Raw genomic sequence first — 17,903 nt, 5'->3', positions numbered from 1 at the left:
CGGACTTGATATTACTTCGTAGAGAAACCCGGTTTCTGGCAGAAACCGGGTTTCTAGTCCCCATCGGGAACTTGTAATATCAAGTTCGCTTAAATATCCTAATTAAAAATCCAGGGAGCAAGATGCTCCCACTCCAGTCATATCAAAGAATTCGAGGAGTGCGGGCATCTTGCCCGCTTCTTAACCAATTTTCATGTCCGCTTGCGGAAACCGGACTTGATATAATCCAATCCACTCGGCAAAATGGCGATGATACAACCGATACACCGGTTCCCCCGCTCCTTCCTCCACGATTAAAAACGGTCTCCATTCCTCTAAGATGGTCTCGATGTCGTACTCATCTGCATCAAGAGCCATCCCTAGAGCTTCCGCAGAGCAGGCATCTGAGGCAGTGGCGAGGTGCTGGAGGAGCGCCGGTTTCAGGCTCGATGAGGTCAAGTTCATCTGCGTCAGGTGCTGTTCATAGTAGGTGACTAAGCCCGGTGGAGGGGGTTGGAAGGGGTGGGAGATTTGCGGAAGAGCGGGTAAAATTTGGCTCAGAAACATGAAATTGTTTTCGCTGCTCTTCACCAGGTCGTCGTGGAGTTGGGGGTTATTGGGGAGAGAATGAGTATCAAAATAAGCATCGATATAGGCGCAGATTGCCTGGCGGGTGCTGTCGGCATCGTCGAGGAGATGCAGGCGCTGCTGGGGGGATTCCGTTAAAATGCCCGATTGACTGGGGAGGAAGGGACGACGGGCCAGGAGGACATACACCCGATGGGGGAGATAGCGGGGCAGATAAAAAAGGTTCGTGCCGGGGGGTTGGTGGCGCAGGTCAATTAGGTCACAGCCGTCTAGGGCCAGGATGAGCTTGTCCTGGGGGGGGAGATGGTCGCTGAGGGTTTGCAGCAGGTGGGCAAACTGGCTACTGTCGGCCCTGGGAGAGTCTGGCACGGGGATGCCGTGGGTGCGGGCAATTTGGGCCAGTTGGGTGCAGAGGGTATGCAGAAAGGTGTCGGCTTGGGCTTTTCCTGGGAGTTGGGCGCTGTAGTAGATGACCAGGGGACGGGTGGTGGCCATGTGGGCCAGGAGGGCGGTTTTACCGGTTCCGGGGGGGCCGATGAGGGTGAAGTAGCCCCGTGGGTGGCGGGTACAAAACCGCTCAAAGGCAGCCGAGACCTGGGGACGGGGCTGGAACTGGTTCAGCACCTGCCGCAGATGGGCGTGAAATTCCCTAGGGGTAGCCGCGAGCAGGGAAGCGGTGTTCATCGGTTTGGCTCCAGTCCCACCAGGCGCAGGAAATGGAGGCGACCGGATGATTCACCAGCGATGAGGGTTTGGCCATCTGGGGAAATGGCGCAGCAAGTGATAGGCATGTCTCCAGGAAAGTTGGCTATCACTTCCCCCCTGTGCAAATTCCACACTTTCACAGTCTTGTCGGTTGAACCGGAAATCACCCGCTCCCCATCGGGGGTCACCGCTACGGCAGTAACCGAGAGGCTATGACCGGAGAAGGTCTGTTCTAATTCCCCACTGGGTAAATTCCACACTTTTAGGGTGTTGTCGGCTGAACCGGAAATCACCCGCTTCCCGTCGGGGGTCACGGCTACAGCATTAACCCAGACGCTATGACTGGAGAAGGTCTGTTCTAATTCCCCACTGTGCAAATTCCACACTTTTAGGGTCTTGTCCCATGAACCAGAAATCACTCGCTCCCCATCGGGGGTCACGGCTAGGGCTCTAACCCAGCCGCTATGACCGGAGAAGGTCTGTTCTAATTCCCCACTGTGCAAATTCCACACTTTTAGGGTCTTGTCGTGTGAACCGGAAATCACACGCTCCCCATCGGGGGTCACCGCTAGGGCAGTAACCGAGCGGCTATGACCGGAGAAGGTCTGTTCTAATTCCCCCCTGGGCAAATTCCATACTTTTAGGGTGTTGTCCCTTGAACCGGAAATCACCCGCTCCCCATCGGGGGTCACCGCTACGGCAGTAACCGAGAGGCTATGACCGGAGAAGGTCTGTTCTAATTCCCCCCTGGGCAAATTCCACACTTTTAGGGTGTTGTCGGCTGAACCGGAAATCACCCGCTCCCCATCGGGGGTCACCGCTACGGCATTAACCAGGGCGCTATGACCTTCGAGAGTGCGGAGGAGCGCCCCCCCTGGAGCGGTTAAACTGGGGGTCAAGGGACGCAGACCGGGGGTTTGGCTCTGGTTGGCCCGGGCCAGTAGCTGTTGAATCTCTGGATGTTGGAATCCCAGCATCCGTCCCAGGAGTTGCCCCACCAGTTGGCGGCTATCCTGCCGCAACACATGGGCCGACAGCCGCAGCGCTCCTTGCACCAGTTGCAGCGCTTTGGCGTTGTCTGTCTCTGCATCGATTAAGTCATAATCCTCAATCAGGGCCTGCACGCCGAATTCTGGATGGTTAATCTTGGCTTCGATGAATTCAAAATCGGTGAGCAGTTGCCGATACTCTGCTAACTGCCCAGACTTGACCAAGCTGTAAGGATAGGTTCCCAGATAGGCACATTCGAGAACCGCCCATTCACTCTGATTATCCATGGTTCAACCTACCGATTTTTTGTTCTGGCGGTACTCCTTAAAATATTCAGCCATACGCCGATTCACTTCTTGAAATAACCGGCGCTCCCGGTCTAATTCTCGCTTGCTGTCTAGAAAATCAAGAAAACTGGTGTGATAGATTTTGTAGCATTTAGCTCCCTGAAACAGCAGCGATGATACATACTCAACCCATGTCTCTTCTAAAAGATCTTCTACATCATACTTGTCTTGTTCGGCAATATCGGCGATTATCTTGCTGGTAACTGGTGTTTTCATTTCCTTCAAGATAAACAGAATAATCACCATAAATTCTTGCGGTGCATACTGCATCCCCATCCGTTCCCAATGCTGTTGATAATACTTGTCTAAGCCTTGGGGTAAATCAGCCAACTGCAAATCATTATATTGTCCCTCGGCAATGGCTGGTAATAGATAGCGCAGATACATAAAGTTATTTTCACTTTTGTCGGCTACCTGCTCCACAAAATGATCTGGGGTAAGCTCGCACTCCTTCATCCAACGCTCCAAACCCTTCTGATATTTTGGGTCTTGCAAAATTAGGCGAATATAGGCTTTAATATCAATCTCACTTAACTTCATATACTTTTCTTCCCTCAAGTCCAACTCAGAAAAAGGAACCCCAGGGGACAGATTCAACCGCTTTGTCGTCAAGGTATAGGGTCGCCGAGTCAAGAAAATATAAACCCGCTCCGGCAGCGTCATGGGTAAATATAAGAGGTTGCTTCCTGACTCTTGATTCACTTCATCTAAGGCATCAATCACTAAAATCAGTTGCTCTCCTGCGGGTAGCTTCTGACTGGCTTTTTCCAGCAATGCGGGTAAATTGTCCGCTTCTGCATTTTCCAAACTATACCGGCCAATTAACTGCTCGCGAATCCTCCTGAGAAATAAATCTGGGGTATTTCTGTTTTCGCTCAAAACATTAAAATAATGGGGATATTTGCGGTCAGATACCAATTTTGCAGATAGGGCAGTTTTCCCCATCCCCGCATCGCCAATGACGGTAAAGTAGCCTTTGGGGTTGTCTTGAATAAACTGGTCAAATGCGTCAAAGACAAACTCGCGCCCGCAAAATCGTTCAATTTTTTCTTGAATGAGCGCCTTAAATTCATCGGAGTACAACCCATCGGGTTTGGGAGGAACGATAGAACCGCCGCTCTCGCGATATTGTTGTCTGAGAAATTTATGCAAGCGGTCAGATCTTCCTCTGGTTTGACAATTGGCTAAATCTTCACAGCTACCTGCAAAATTATCGCAAACTTTCTTCATTCTTGCTTTAACTGTTGCTAGAGAAATCTGCAATTTTGCCGCAACTGTATCTTCATCTAAACATTCATCTTCCTTGGGAAATTTTGCTAATAAAGTTTCTTCTTCTTTAGGCGATAACCCGCGCTTTCCAGAGATGTCTTTGATAAAGTCTTGCCAAGTCATTGTCATAGGGCTGTTCTCCGCGATGTTGTCATATCAAGTCCGATTGTTCATGTCCGCGAAGCGGAAATACTATGATTAAAAATTTAGGGAGCGAGACGCTCCCACTCCAGTAATATCAAGGGATTAGAGGAGTGCGGGCATCTTGCCCGCTTTTTCACAAGGGATGAGAGGAGTGCGGGCATCTTGCCCGCTTTTTCACCCTTTATCCGGACTTGATATCAGAAGCCGGGTTTCTTGGAGAAGCCCGGCTTCTATCCCCAGGTCTATGTTACTATAAAAACAGCGCCACTGCTCTAATTTTAGACTATATTTAGGTAAGGTGGGCATTGCCTACCCTACGGATGATTGGCTCTGATTTTAGACTTTGTTTAGACTTTTTAGACTTTAGTTAGACCTGGAATAGACTTTAGACTTTGCTGCTACTTTACCCTAAAAAATTAGACCTTTTTCAAGACTTGGCTTAGACCTATTCTCAATCCTGGTGTGACAGACTTGAAGAGTAAAGAAATTGAGGATAAGGCGATGAGCGTTTTGAATTCCAAGCCTGAAGAAAAACCGGAAAACCAGGGTGAAAGTTGCCAGCACAATAAGCATAAATGGTGCATTACTTTGGGGGTTATTTTGCTGATTGAATTGCCCCAAGTCGCTGCGGCTTGGGTAACTCTGGCAGACCGGATGGCTTGGCAGTTGCCGAACCTGGAGCATCCTCCAGTGGTCGAGGTTAAAAAGTCTGGTGATTTTACTGACTAAGTTCCTGCATTTTCGCTTCGGCAAATTGCCGGAGCGATCGCGCTTCCTCAGTAGCTGTTGTACCCGATTTTACTCGATCTAAGTCATAAATAATCCTTTGCAGACCACTAACCAATACTCCTTTATTGGTCGTAGAAGTCGCTAACTGTTGCCAAGTCGTAATTTGACTCTTAGCCTGATTCAGAGCTTGCATAGAATTTTGTTCATTTTCTAGACGAATCCGCGCCATAGCCGCATTTTTGCGATATTCAGCTAGTTTTTTCTGGGCTTCCACATAGGCTGGGTTATCATCGGTGACTCGTTCCAACTGCTGACTGCCCTGATCCCATAACCGGATAATTTCTTGCCATTGAGCTTCAGGATGGGGTGGATTTTGGGACATTTGGGCCGCTGCCATGCCATACTGAGCAGCCGCTTGGATGAGGGTATCGGTTTTCTGGGTTCCGGCACTGCGTCCAGAGACGTTTTGAAAATCGCGCTCATAGGCTTTAATCTGAGGCTCAGACATGCGTCCGGCAACAGTTTGGGGAGGAATCTGAGCGAGTTTATCGAGTCCGGTTTGCCAGAGGGAGATGGCTTCCTGTTTATCGCTTTCGGAGTTAGCCTGTTGATATTGACCTTTTGCTGCTTCGATTTGGCTCTGTCCTTCTTGCAAAAGGGTTAAGGCATTATTTTCCTGGAAAACCTTGGCTTCCATGCGGGCAACCTGTTTGCGAGCGACCTGATATTCATCTAGGGTAAACTGCCAACTACAACTAAACAGGGTACAGTAGCGCTGGGGATAATAGCCTAAAAACCACACGGGTAAACCATCCAGGTGTTTTTGCGCTAGGGCAACTTTTTCGGCTCCTAACTCGATATCGGCGGCACTGGTGGCTTGGTTAATGAGCTGATCGGATTTTTCTACATTGGCGATCGCTCCCCGATAATCATAATCCATTTTCATATAACTGGGCAGCAGCACCAAGGGTATGGTTTTCGCTACTGGCCAGCGAATCATCGGGTAAGGGAGATTCAAGATGTATACTAAACCCGCGCATCCGGCCAAACCGACAACCCCCCAAGATAAATATCCCCAGATTCCTGAAGAGGGTTGATTCGCTTTTGCCGCTTGCTGAATCGCTTTATTAGAGAACTCTGGGATCAGATCCTGAATCGTTTCCTGTAGCTGTTGTGCCGAAACTGGATCGCCTGTTTGTTGCCGTAATCGCTCCAGTCGTTTGAGGACTAATATTTTTTGAGGAGCATTTAGGGGATCGTTGCCTACACAGCGCTCAAGTTCCCGCACAAGAATAGTATATGCCTTATGATTGAGACGGGCCATAAAATAATTTGTAAGTGTCTGATTACTATTATGCCTGAATTATTATCCAGAAATCTTGCGTTATTTTACGCAAATACAGCAGTTTTCGCTGCTATGCGGTACATTTCGATCCCCCTAAATCCCCCTTAAAAAGGGGGACTTTTACTGCCCCCCTTTTTAAGGGGGGTTGGGGGGATCTTTTCCGACTCTACCTCATTACCGCGCGAAGCGCTGTATCTGGAAGTAAGACTGCTCATAATTGCGTATAATTAACTAAGGAGTTCCCTCGAACATCCGGCTTAATCCATTGTGTCCCACTCTAGGAGTTATGCTATTCGTATTTCTCCTGTGCAATCCTTGGCCATCATTAGGGTATGTTGAAGCTCTTCCGTTTACTCCAATCTACTGAGACCTCGTTTCGCCGTATTTTAATGGGGCGGATTTTGCTAATGACTATTCCGGTTCTCTGTTTGCTTCAATATGCCACTTACCGTAAGGCCCGTTCGAGTTTATTAGAAACGGCTCGGTATAATATCATTGAAAGTGCCATTGAAAAAGGCGATCGCCTCGATCTGAGTATTAATGCCCTGACCCAGCAAGTAAAAACAGCTAGTGAAAGCGGGATTTTGCAATCAGGGAACCCATCACAACTCAATGCTTACCTGAAGACTATCAGTCAGCGTTTTTCCGGTTCTGTAAGGTGTGTACAACTGCAATCTCCAACGAATGATAAGATGATTTCTAGTACCTGTGGAGAAGCGGCGATCGCCAACTTTAAGACTGAAAAAATAACCCAAAAACCTTATCCACAATTTGCCCACGAGGTAAAAGTAGAACTCCTTTTAGATGATTCCCCATCTACTCTGTATAACTATGGTAAAGATCAACTCCATTTTTTAATCAGTTCGCCAGTTTATAATTTGTCGGGAGAATTTAAATTCAATCTAGTGGTTGAAGCGACTATTCCCCTTCAACAAACGCAAGAGCGCAAATCCTTATCCGGCTATACGGTAATTATTAATCAGGAAGGGACAATTATTGCCCATATCGATAGCACAAGAATTGGCACTAATATTCGTGACGAGACCGATAAAAATCTGAAATCTCGGTTAGAAGCTATCATCCGAGCTGCTACCTCTGGTCAAAGTAACTTTCTGCATTTATCGGCCTTCGATCAAAGTGGTAAAGAAGCGATCGCGGGATATACGGCTATTTCCAATCCCACCACAACGGGATTAAGCAATGAAAAATGGGTGGTTTTAGCCGTAACTCCTCTGAATAATGCGCTCTATGGTCTTCAGGAAATTCGACAAACCTTAATTAATTTAGTTTTGGGCTTGATTGCAGCCAATTTAGTGGCAACTTTGATTTTAGCTCGCTCTTTAGTCACCCCAGTTGAACAATTAGGAAAGTATGCTCAAAGTGTAGAATGCAGTGTTTCTCCAGAACCGATTCCTCAGAAGTTCCAAATTCATGAGCTTAATCAACTGGCTAAAGCGCTCAATAGTATGGTGGAGCGCTTAATTAGTTGGGCAGAAGAGTTGGAAGTGGCTTGGCAAGAAGCGAAAAGTTCTAATCAGCTTAAAAGTGAGTTTTTAACCAGCATTTCCCATGAATTAAGAACCCCTCTAAATGCGATCATTGGTTCGGTTCGATTGGTCAAAGATGGATTCTGTGACGATCGGGAGGAAGAGTTAGAGTTTTTGCAGCAAGTCGATAATGCTGCCCTGCATCTACTTTCAATTATTAATGATATTTTGGATTTATCGAAGATTGAAGCCGGTAAACTCTCTTTGGAGTTAGTACCAGTGGATTTAAATCATATCCTGAGAGAAGTCATTGATATTGAAGTGGGCCCTATTCAATCGAAAGGATTATCTTTAAGTCACGAAAGTCTAGCTGAACCGATTCCGATTTATGTGGATACAGATAAATTCAAGCAAGTGTTACTGAATGTTATTGGCAACGCTATTAAGTTTACCGAAAAAGGAGGAATTACTATTATTGTAGATAGAGTTAAGCCAGATTTAGAGTCTAAGGCTCAGAGTAATTCTGCTGTGCTATCTCAAGTTAGAATTTCTGTAAAAGATACGGGAATTGGAGTCGATCCTTCTTCACAATCAAAGCTGTTTCAACCGTTTGTTATGGCTGATGGAACTCGGACTCGGAAGTTTGAGGGGACGGGTTTGGGATTGGCAATTTCTCGAAATTTAATAGGGATGATGGACGGTCAGATTACTTTGTATAGTGAGGGTGAAGGAAAGGGGACAACGGTGGAAATTATTTTGCCTTTAATTGATGTGAAACAGTTGGAGCGATCGCAAGCTTTGAAAACTGAAGTTTAGGATTTGACGACGATCAGGACGGCGATCGCCAGCAAAAAATAGCCAAAGCCTTTCTCTAGTTGCTTTCCAGGAACAAACTGGGTTAAATATGACCCCAAGAGAATTCCCATACTTGCAGCTAGGATAAAGGAGAATACTAAGGGTAAATTAATCGGGATCTGACTGCTGAGATACCCCCAAAATCCAGTCATCGATTGAAAAGCAATCACCAACAGGGATGTACCGATCGCCTGTTTCATGGGAATCTGACCCAGTAACACCAAGGCCGGAATCACTAAAAAACCGCCCCCAACTCCCACAAATCCGGTCACTAATCCGATGCTCAAACCGGCCAAGGGAATCAGGAGAAACCGCTGCCAACCCTGAGAAACTGGGGCAGTCTTTTCTGTCTCTTCCCTCTTTTTCTTCCCACTCCTCTGAATCATTAAAACACTGGCTGTGACCATCATGGCCACAAACCCCATCAGTTGTACGGTGGGGTTAATCATCGGTAGAGTGGCAATTTTAGCGCCAAAAAAAGAACCCACCATAGCTGGAGGGGCAAACATCACTGCTGCTTGCAGGTTCACATTCCCCGATCGCCAATGGGAGATAACTCCCACCAAGCTCACACTGCCCACAATCGCTAAAGTCATGGCGATCGCCGATTGAGTCGGTTCTCCCATCACATACATTAACACCGGCAGAGCCAACACCGAACCGCCACCGCCAATTAGGCCCAAGCTCAAGCCGATACAAACGGCCAAAGCATGGCCTATCAGATTCACTACCATCTGATTTTCCTCATATTCCCCACATTTTGATCCCCCTAAATCCCCCTTAAAAAAGGGGACTTTTTCCTTCCCCCCTTTTCAAGGGGGGCTAGGGGGGGATCGAGATCACTTCAAAATAGAAAAAACCGCCGTATTACTCATCACTCATCCTCGCTGATTGTACGGTAATTTCCCCAACAACTCAGCCATCATACAGGTATTACTAATCCCGGCAAACATCAATCCCGCGCCTACAAAACCGCTCAAAAATAGGAACCCAGGAGCCACAAAAACGCCCAATAAAGTCCCCGTCAAAACCAAAGAACCCGCCACAATTTGCACCTGACGCATAATGCTAATTGGAGCCTTGGGATTCACGTGGGTAGGATAGCCTTGCCGTTTCCAGTCCTCGATCCCTTCTCCCAAGTGAGCGACCTGTTCAAATCCCGCTAAAAAGAGCTTTTGGGCGGCCGTAGCGGAACGATTTCCGGTTTGGCAATAGAGAATAAAGGGTTTAGTCGGATCGGGAAGAACATCATCCGGATTAAATCGAGATAAGGGTCGAGAAATAGCCCCTGGAATCCGTTCTCCAGCATATTCACTCGGTTCGCGAACATCAATGAACTGAATCTCATTTTTTTCCCACAATTCTTGTACTGAAGAACTGTCGATCGCTTGGAGTTTGTCTTGCAGATTGTGATGGCTTGCCATAGTTGATAAAAGTTTGATCGGGAAATAAGAAAATACAGTAGTGATTAAGCTAAGACGGGCACTTTGCCACATCTTTGATTAGCGGGAACCGCTTCAGCAATTTTTTTCGGGTTGGGTAAATTTAAGCCCCTCATGAGGGCGATAAAGCTCTCACGGGTTTGACCCGCTAAACGAGGATTAAATTCTTTTTCTTCGCCAATGGTGGAAACCATACAGCCTTTATAATCATGACCGGGATAGACTTCGGTCTGATTAGGCAGCGTAAATAGCCGTTGAGTAATGGCATCATAGAGCAAACCGGGATCGCCGCTTTGGAAATCTGTACGACCACAACCGCGAATCAGCAAAGAATCGCCTGTAAGCAGCTTTTGTCCATTCACCAGATAGGCCACATGGCTATCGGTATGACCGGGAGTGGCGATCGCCTGAATCTCAATTTCTCCCACTTGCAACACTTCTCCATCAGCGATAAAGCGATCGGCACATTTTGCTCCTGCATGTTGGGGCACAATTGAAGTACAGCCCGTCGCTTCCCGGAGCTGGCCGCTACCCGTAATATGGTCAGCATGAATATGGGTTTCTAGACAATAGCGGAGACTTAACCCCAATTCCTGTAAAAGTTTCAATTCACGACCCACTTGCTCTAGCACCGGATCGACTAAGATGGCTTCTTGGGTATTCAGGTCAGCCAAGAGATAAGTATACGTGCTGGTTTCTGGATCGAACAATTGACGAAATAACATCCAACTCTCCTTGATTCACGCTTGATCAAAATTATATCACTATTTAGAGATTTAGCAACCTAAAAAACTAGGGTAAGAAGATTGACTCACCCCTTCCTGAAGTTGCTCATCCCTGCATCAATTCATGCTAGAATCAGCCAGAATTTCTAATCACAACCTTGACTGATTTCTCAACTGAATCTCACTCTGCTGTAGATTCCACTTACATTCAGAGGTGTATCGAATTAGCTTGGCAAGCCCTTGGCCAAACGGCTCCCAACCCATTGGTGGGGGCAGTAGTGGTGGCGGAGAATCAAATTGTGGGTGAGGGCTTCCATCCCCGTGCTGGAGAGCCTCATGCCGAAGTTTTTGCCCTACAGGAAGCGGGCGATCGCGCCCAAGGTGCAACGGTCTATGTCAATTTAGAGCCTTGTAACCATTATGGCCGCACTCCTCCCTGTACAGAAGCCCTGATCGCTGCCAGAGTCCGGCGCGTAGTGGTCGGTATGGTAGACCCCGATCCTAGGGTGTCTGGGGGGGGAATTCAACGGCTCAGAGACGCAGGAATCGAGGTACAGGTAGGCATTGAAGAGCCAGCTTGTCAGCGCCTCAATGAAGCCTTTATTCATCGTATCCGCCATCAACGGCCTTGGGGAATTTTCAAGTATGCCATGACCTTAGATGGAAAAATTGCTACAACCACAGGTCATAGTGCTTGGGTGACTGGAGAAGACTCTAGGCGGTGGGTGCATCAGTTGCGAGGAGCCTGTGATGCGGTGATTGTGGGAGGGAATACCCTGCGTAAAGATAATCCCCAATTAACCACCCATGGAGTAGTGGATCGTAATCCGGTGCGGATGGTGATGAGTCGTTCCTTAAATTTACCCGAATCTGCCCAATTGTGGGAACCGGTTGCGCCAACGGTGGTATTAACGGAAGAAGGTGCTAATCCTGAAGTTCAGAAACAGCTCCGTAATCGGGGGGTGGAGGTGGTGGAATTTCCCCAACTGACTCCGAGAGCAGCCATGGAGTATGGATATCAACGGGGTTTTTTGTCGGTTTTGTGGGAATGTGGAGGACGACTAGGAGCGGAGGCGATCGCCTCTGGAATGGTACAAAAAGTTTATGCCTTTATTGCACCTAAGATTATTGGGGGCGATCGCGCTCCCTCTCCTGTGGGAGACTTAGGATTAAGCCAAATGACCCAAGCCTTGAACCTGAGCGAGGTTCACTATCAATCTTTAGGCAACGATATATTAATCGAGGGTTATTTAGTCAACGGCGATCCCTATCGATGAGTTCAATATGCTCGAATTAGTGATTGGTAGCTTATTTTTCAGTAGCTTGGGATGTCAATTGTTGATGATGAGCAACAGCATTCATCGCAGTCAACGAGAAGCCCAGAAACGCCATGAGGAGGAGGAAGAAGTTTTGACCCATTACGAACCCAAAGAACACTTTGGTACAGAAGGAGAACCGAATCAGAATGGTTCAGCCAAAGCCAAGGGATGGGAATTTAAGATTGTGCGAGCCAGTAGTGATTTATTTCGCAATCCGACAGTATTTCATCATCTCTGTCGTGAAGAAGCCCAAGCGGGTTGGATTTTCTTAGAAAAACTCGACGATCGCCGGATCAGATTTCGGCGAGCGATCGCCACTCGCCAAAAAATTCGCCCCGAAACCCTCCCCTTTGATCCCTACCGATGTCACTACGGATCGTCGGGTAACTCTAAACTGTGGTGGGCAACCCTCGTCTTTCTGATTGCCCTAATTATTCCTGCTTATGCTGGCTACCGAGTGATGTCTCAATATCTGGGTGAATCTCCCCCACCAGAGAATGCCCCCCTACCCCAATTTTTGCCTAAATGAAAATTCCTGTTTCTCTTAGCTCTGCTATAGTAGAATCGTTATTCATCCAGGGTCTAAGTCGGTATAGACTGACATAAAAATTTAACCCTTGATGTCCTAGTCTTGGATTCACTCTCTTTCAACGTAGAAATCATGAAGAACATCCTCAAAACGATCGCCGCTTCAGTCTTAGCGACTGTCGCTGTTACTGCTTCTCCCTTAGCTCTAAAAGCTCAAGAGCGTCCTAGTATTCAAGTAGACTACTATCGGAAAAATGCCTTTCAAGAACTCTATGGTGGCAGTTATGTTGGCCCTAGGGAATATGTAACCACAGCGCCCACGGGCAAAGTGCTACCTTTACGGTTCAGCTTACCGATTGAAACCGCAATTTTCCAAGATAGCAGCATCACCTCTAATACCCCAATTACGGATGCTTTTGGCGTAACCGCAGATACCAATGAACTGATTCGCTGGGCAGAAACTATCGGTGAATGTTTGCAAGAAAAACCCAAACTTGTACGGGTGTTAACTGGAAATATCATCTACATCAATGATGTTGAAGGTTCCATCGTTGAAAATGCTAACGGTGTTTTAGTTTGTCCCCGATAAGGGACAACTGTACCGCTTGCTTTGCTCCTCCCACCTTCAACCCCAAACCCACCTCTAACTGAAGCTGAAGCCAAGGGTTACAAAATTTGTGATAAAAACTTCTGTGTTCGTTCCTCCTTGGGGTTGTTAAAAAACTCATCCGGGGTTGCTTCTTCGACTAAAACCCCATCAGCCATTAGCACCACCCGATCCGCAACTTCACGAGCAAATCCGACTTCATGGGTGACACAAACCATGGTCATCCCACTTTGGGCGAGCGATCGCATGGTATCGAGTACCTCCCGCACCATTTCCGGATCGAGAGCAGAAGTCGGTTCATCAAAGAGCATGATTTTCGGTTGCATCGCCAAAGCGCGGGCGATCGCCACCCGTTGCTGTTGTCCTCCCGATAACTGTCCCGGAAATTTCTTCGCCTGCTCCAAAATTCCCACTTTCTCTAACAACTGTAGAGCAATTTCTTCCGCTTTTTCCTTCTTCCAACGGCGCACCCAAATGGGGGCTAAGGTCACATTTTGCAGAACGGTTAAATGGGGAAACAAATTAAACTGTTGAAACACCATCCCCACTTCCCGACGCACCGCATCAATATTCTTGAGATCGTGGGATAATTCAATGCCATCAATAATAATTTTGCCCTTTTGATACTCTTCCAGAGCATTAAAGGTGCGAATAAAGGTAGATTTTCCGGAGCCACTCGGCCCCATCACAACCACCACTTCGCCTTTGGTAACTTCTAAGCTCACCCCTCGCAAGACATGAAACTTATTACTGGCATACCATTTATGGACTTCTTGGGCGATGATGGCGGGTTCGGTGTCCACAGGAACTTGATTATTTTCAGTTTTGGTTAAGCGATCGGAATGGGTCATGGTAATAGGGAATAGGGAATAGGGAATGGGGAATAGGGCGGGTTTAGTGAGGTTATCTGTGAGTTTGTTTCCTAGATTTGGGAGAACCCGCCCCTACAAAATCACACCAGTTTGCTCTGCTATGGGGTAGATCTCGATCCCCCTAAATCCCCCCTTCGGCAAGCTCAGGGCAAGCCTTAGAAAGGGGGACTTTCTTGATTCCCCCCCTTTTTTTAAGGGGGGCTAGGGGGGATCTTAAATATGCCTCATAAGAGGGCAAAATTCTGTATCAACACTCCTAGCGGTGTTCTGTATTGAGTTTACCTTCTACCCATCGGCTAACCGAAGACATGGCATAACAGAATACCCAAAAGAGAACACCAATAAATAGATACACCTCTGAAAAGCGCCCCAAAAACTGAGGATTCGCCAAAATAGAATTACTAATTCCTAACAATTCTACCAAGCCGGTAATCGCCAACAGAGTCGTATCCTGGAAGAGGCTAATAAATTGGCCGACGATCGCCGGAATCACGGCTTTCAGGCTCTGGGGTAGGACAATCAGAATCAGGGTTAACGGGGTACTTAAACCTAGGGCCCGTGAGGCTTCAGCTTGTCCCTTGGGAATCGATTGTAAACCCCCTCGCACATTTTCCGCTAGGTAGGCGGAACTAAACAAGGTTAAGCCCACGATCGCCCGAATCACTCGATCCGGACGGATTCCTTCCGGGAGAAACAGGGGAATCATCACCTGGCCCATAAATAAAATGGTAATCAGAGGAACGCCCCGAATCAGTTCAATATAAGCAATACTCAGGCCTTTGACCACGGGCAAGGTGCTGCGTCTTCCTAAAGCGGCAATTAAACCAATGGGAAAGCTGAGGGTAATGCCGACTACGGCCGTCAGCACGGTGAGCAGTAGGCCCTGCCATTCATTGGTTCCCACGGGGGTTAAACCGAGTCCTCCGCCAATCAGCCATAGTCCGATTAAGAATACACCAAACCAGCCAAAGGACACCCATTTTCCTAATTCTGGTTGGACATTGCCCACCTGTTGGCCGATCCAGGCACTTCCGGCGATCGCCACCAGGCAACCCACCAATAAAACACGATAGAGGATGGGGGTCGGCGTGATAAAACAGCCTAGGGCAGCAATTCCCAAGCCGATGAGGATATTACGGCTAAAGAGGGTGAGCGATCGGGCAATTACCCCCCAAGATAAGCCCGCAAAGACACTAATGAGGGCGGCTAAAATCCACAAACGCCAATATTCTTCACTGGGATAGCGGCCCACCACAAATAGGGGCAGATTTCGGGGGATAACATCCCACTGAGCGAGGGTGAATGACCAGGAGAGAAAACTATAGCCCAGGGAGATCAATACCCCTAGGATAATCACTGTGATTAAACCGTTATACCAGGGACTGAGGAGATTATTTTTAACCCAGTTCATCGGAGTATCTCGCATCTCCGGTGGCGGAGCCATATCGGTTGTGTTACTCGGTAAAGAAGTCATTTCAGCTAACTAATTTTTAATTTTTAATTTTTAATTTTTAATTGAATTACCTCTCTTGTAGTTGCACCAAGCGGTTGAGTTGGTTCATGCCTAGAGAAATGAGCAAATTCATGAGCAAATAGGTGGCCATGATAATTAACATTACTTCTACGGGTCGCCCGCTTTGGTTGTAGGTGGTGTTGGCTACGTTGTAAATTTCCGCGTAGGCGATCGCCGCGCCCAAGCTGGAGTTTTTCGCCAAGTTCATATACTGACTACTTAAGGGGGGAATAATCACCCGTAGGGCTTGGGGAAATACGACCAGACGCATCAACAAGCCCGAATGCAAACCGAGGGCGCTGGCGGCTTCCCACTGACCCTTGGGTACAGCTTGAATCCCGGCGCGGACGATTTCGGCAATAAATGCACCAGTATAAAAAACCAATCCGGTGAGCAAAGCTGAGAATTCTCCCGTAAGGCGTAACCCTCCGGTAATCTGACCGCGTTCAATTTCTGTGGGTTTTTCCCATCCAAAGGCAACCGTAATAATGAGGAGAGCGGCGATCGCCATTATCCACAGCGCGATCAACTGAGGTTGTCCAGAGCTACCCCGCTCCACCATTTCCTTGATGCGGATTTTCCAAACCACTACCGCAGCGATCGCCAGTCCCAGCAATAGGGCACACCAAATCGCCAGAGGCCAACCCACTTTTGGCCAAGGGAGAAATACACCCCGGTTACTCAAGAAAGCCAACCCCATTACCTCTAGCCGTTCTGTGGGTCTCGGTAACTTAGAAAAAACGGCCCGATACCAAAAGAATAATTGTAAGAGCAGGGGGATATTGCGGATTAGCTCTACATAGACTTCACTCCCTTTGCGAAGTAACCAATTATTAGAAAAACTAGCAATTCCCACGGTAATTCCCACCAAAGTCGTGAGGATAATTCCCGCAATAATCACCCGCAGGGTATTGACTAAACCCGCTAATAAGACCCGCCCATAGCTATCTCTGGCAGGATCGTAGGGAATGAGACTTTCTCCAATGGCAAAAGAAGCCTGAGTATCTAAAAAGCTAAAGCCAAACTCTATGCCCGCTTGTTTGAGGTTATTGGAGACATTATAGGTTAACAAACTAATTACAGAAATGACGATCGCGATCGCCAAAACTTGCAGCGCGACTCGCCAAAATCGCTCATCACGCCACAAGGGAATCGTCTGCTCATGGGTCATAACAACAATAGATTCAACTGGAGAACTTAAGATCCATCACCCATGATTCCATCACGGGTGACAGATGACTGTTTACAGATAACTTAAATTTAACGGAAAGGAGGAGAATATAGGAGACCGCCACGACTCCAGAGGTCATTTTGCCCCCTAGGTAACTTAAATTGGGACTCTTGCCCTAAATTGCGCTCGTAAACTTCTCCATAATTGCCGACCGCAGAAATGACATTCACCATAAAATCATTATCTAGGCCTAAACCTTGGCCTAAATCTCCTTCAACCCCCAAGAAGCGGCGCATAGTGGGATCTTCTCTCCCCTTCATTTCTTCCACATTCGCTTGGGTGATACCGAGTTCTTCGGCTTCAATTAAACCATAGGTGACCCACTTGACCACATCAAACCATGCAGAATCATTATTAATCGTCACCGGCCCCAGGGGTTCTTTGGACATGGTGACATCCAACAAGATATGATCGTCGGGGTTCAGTAAGGTACTGCGCCGAGCAATAAGCTGGGATTTATCAGAAGTCATCCCTTCACAGCGCTCTTCTGCATAGGCTGCATAGGCTGGGTCAGCTTGTTGGAAAGTAACCGTTTCAAAGGTCACTCCGGCTTTCCGCATATTATCGGTTAGGTTCAACTCGGTGGTGGTTCCGGCTTCTACACAAACCGCTTTCCCTTCAAAATCGGCTAGGGAGGTAATCCCGCTATTTTGACGCACCATCATCCCTTGCCCGTCATAGAAGGTGGTGGGAGCGAATTCCAGACCAACTGTGGTATCTCGGCTTGTTGTCCAAGTGGTATTGCGCGAGAGCATGTCTACTTCACCACCCGATAGGGCAGTAAACCGTTCTGTAGAATCTAGGTTACGGTATTCTACAGCTTCGGCATCGCCTAAAACAGCAGCAGCAACAGCTTTACAGATATCGACATCAATGCCTGAATATTCTCCGGTTTCATTCACAAAGCTAAATCCAGGAATACCACCATCTACTCCACAGATTAGGGTTCCACGATTCTTGACCACATCCAACCGGCTTTGGGCAGTATCCGAGGGTGCGGTGGTACAAGCTCCCAGGGGGAGTGCCAGCAACAGGACTGATATGAATAAAGATTGCCATTTAGCCATATGCAACAGGGTTTCTCCTCACTGATGGACAGGAATGTTGAGGCAGATACTTGCAGTAGTGCCTTCAAGATTCTTTAACTTTTGTTTTCATGATATTAACAGTATCTGCTCGATCTGGTATCCGCAGGAGAAATTTTTTCGTGTTCCAGAACACATCGTTT

At 47.5% G+C, this 17,903-nt stretch carries 16 protein-coding genes; 5 read left to right on the top strand and 11 right to left on the bottom strand.

The window, feature by feature from the left end:
• Nucleotides 1-180 precede the first annotated feature (180 nt).
• Genes PMG71_RS10415 through PMG71_RS10405 form a run of 3 tightly spaced genes read right to left on the bottom strand, consistent with a single transcriptional unit; the run spans nucleotide 181 to nucleotide 4,007 of the window.
• Complete coding sequence (locus PMG71_RS10415) at nucleotides 181-1,251, bottom strand: ATP-binding protein (protein WP_283753612.1); 1,071 nt, start codon at nucleotides 1,249-1,251, stop codon at nucleotides 181-183.
• Entirely contained in the window at nucleotides 1,248-2,549 is a 1,302-nt protein-coding gene (locus PMG71_RS10410; RefSeq protein WP_283753611.1) for a beta-propeller domain-containing protein, read from the bottom strand. The genes PMG71_RS10415 and PMG71_RS10410 overlap by 4 nt, the downstream gene beginning before the upstream one ends.
• A 3-nt stretch (nucleotides 2,550-2,552) precedes the next feature.
• On the bottom strand, nucleotides 2,553-4,007 hold the full coding sequence (locus PMG71_RS10405) for an NACHT domain-containing protein (RefSeq protein ID WP_283753610.1): 1,455 nt from the start codon (nucleotides 4,005-4,007) through the stop codon (nucleotides 2,553-2,555).
• A gap of 516 nt (nucleotides 4,008-4,523) precedes the next feature.
• Here PMG71_RS10405 and PMG71_RS10400 point away from each other — a divergent pair.
• On the top strand, nucleotides 4,524-4,751 hold the full coding sequence (locus tag PMG71_RS10400; protein ID WP_283753609.1) for a hypothetical protein: 228 nt from the start codon (nucleotides 4,524-4,526) through the stop codon (nucleotides 4,749-4,751).
• On the opposite strand, the gene PMG71_RS10395 is transcribed toward PMG71_RS10400, so the two are convergent.
• Complete coding sequence (locus PMG71_RS10395) at nucleotides 4,741-6,075, bottom strand: hypothetical protein (RefSeq protein ID WP_283753608.1); 1,335 nt, start codon at nucleotides 6,073-6,075, stop codon at nucleotides 4,741-4,743. The genes PMG71_RS10400 and PMG71_RS10395 overlap by 11 nt on opposite strands.
• A gap of 428 nt (nucleotides 6,076-6,503) precedes the next feature.
• On the opposite strand from PMG71_RS10395, the gene PMG71_RS10390 reads away from it, so the two are divergent.
• Nucleotides 6,504-8,399 (top strand): ATP-binding protein, encoded by a 1,896-nt coding sequence (locus tag PMG71_RS10390; RefSeq protein ID WP_283753607.1) that lies wholly within the window; start codon nucleotides 6,504-6,506, stop codon nucleotides 8,397-8,399.
• On the opposite strand, the gene PMG71_RS10385 is transcribed toward PMG71_RS10390, so the two are convergent.
• The 3 genes from PMG71_RS10385 to PMG71_RS10375 form a co-directional block, all read right to left on the bottom strand.
• Nucleotides 8,396-9,172 (bottom strand): sulfite exporter TauE/SafE family protein, encoded by a 777-nt coding sequence (locus tag PMG71_RS10385; RefSeq protein ID WP_283753606.1) that lies wholly within the window; start codon nucleotides 9,170-9,172, stop codon nucleotides 8,396-8,398. The two genes, PMG71_RS10390 and PMG71_RS10385, sit on opposite strands and share 4 nt — an antisense overlap.
• Nucleotides 9,173-9,316: 144 nt before the next feature.
• On the bottom strand, nucleotides 9,317-9,862 hold the full coding sequence (locus tag PMG71_RS10380) for a rhodanese-like domain-containing protein (RefSeq protein WP_283753605.1): 546 nt from the start codon (nucleotides 9,860-9,862) through the stop codon (nucleotides 9,317-9,319).
• Nucleotides 9,863-9,906: 44 nt separating this feature from the next.
• Nucleotides 9,907-10,605, bottom strand: a complete 699-nt coding sequence (locus tag PMG71_RS10375) for an MBL fold metallo-hydrolase (RefSeq protein WP_283753604.1) — start codon at nucleotides 10,603-10,605, stop codon at nucleotides 9,907-9,909.
• Nucleotides 10,606-10,763: 158 nt separating this feature from the next.
• Here PMG71_RS10375 and ribD point away from each other — a divergent pair, with 158 nt between their 5' ends.
• The 3 genes from ribD (at nucleotide 10,764) to PMG71_RS10360 (ending at nucleotide 13,041) form a co-directional block, all read left to right on the top strand.
• Nucleotides 10,764-11,882 carry a bifunctional diaminohydroxyphosphoribosylaminopyrimidine deaminase/5-amino-6-(5-phosphoribosylamino)uracil reductase RibD gene (ribD, locus tag PMG71_RS10370; protein ID WP_283753603.1) on the top strand — a complete coding sequence of 373 codons (1,119 nt, stop codon included), beginning with the start codon at nucleotides 10,764-10,766 and terminating at the stop codon, nucleotides 11,880-11,882.
• A 7-nt stretch (nucleotides 11,883-11,889) separates the two neighbouring features.
• Nucleotides 11,890-12,453, top strand: a complete 564-nt coding sequence (locus tag PMG71_RS10365; RefSeq protein ID WP_283753602.1) for a hypothetical protein — start codon at nucleotides 11,890-11,892, stop codon at nucleotides 12,451-12,453.
• A 132-nt stretch (nucleotides 12,454-12,585) separates the two neighbouring features.
• Entirely contained in the window at nucleotides 12,586-13,041 is a 456-nt protein-coding gene (locus PMG71_RS10360) for a hypothetical protein (protein ID WP_283753601.1), read from the top strand.
• A 77-nt stretch (nucleotides 13,042-13,118) separates the two neighbouring features.
• Here the strand turns inward: PMG71_RS10360 and PMG71_RS10355 are convergent, their stop codons facing one another.
• The 4 genes from PMG71_RS10355 to PMG71_RS10340 form a co-directional block, all read right to left on the bottom strand.
• Entirely contained in the window at nucleotides 13,119-13,910 is a 792-nt protein-coding gene (locus PMG71_RS10355; RefSeq protein WP_283753600.1) for an amino acid ABC transporter ATP-binding protein, read from the bottom strand.
• A gap of 277 nt (nucleotides 13,911-14,187) precedes the next feature.
• Entirely contained in the window at nucleotides 14,188-15,405 is a 1,218-nt protein-coding gene (locus PMG71_RS10350) for an amino acid ABC transporter permease (RefSeq protein WP_283753599.1), read from the bottom strand.
• 46 nt (nucleotides 15,406-15,451) lie between these two features.
• A complete protein-coding gene (locus tag PMG71_RS10345) occupies nucleotides 15,452-16,615 on the bottom strand; it encodes an amino acid ABC transporter permease (RefSeq protein ID WP_283753598.1) in 1,164 nt (387 codons plus the stop codon).
• An 89-nt stretch (nucleotides 16,616-16,704) separates the two neighbouring features.
• Nucleotides 16,705-17,742 (bottom strand): amino acid ABC transporter substrate-binding protein, encoded by a 1,038-nt coding sequence (locus PMG71_RS10340; protein ID WP_283753597.1) that lies wholly within the window; start codon nucleotides 17,740-17,742, stop codon nucleotides 16,705-16,707.
• Nucleotides 17,743-17,903: the final 161 nt, after the last annotated feature.

The sequence above is a fragment of the Roseofilum acuticapitatum BLCC-M154 genome (assembly GCF_030068475.1).
GTDB classification, from domain to species: domain Bacteria; phylum Cyanobacteriota; class Cyanobacteriia; order Cyanobacteriales; family Desertifilaceae; genus Roseofilum; species Roseofilum acuticapitatum.
The sequence above is the reverse complement of the archived record's forward strand: the minus strand, read 5'-3'. Positions and strand labels throughout refer to the sequence as shown.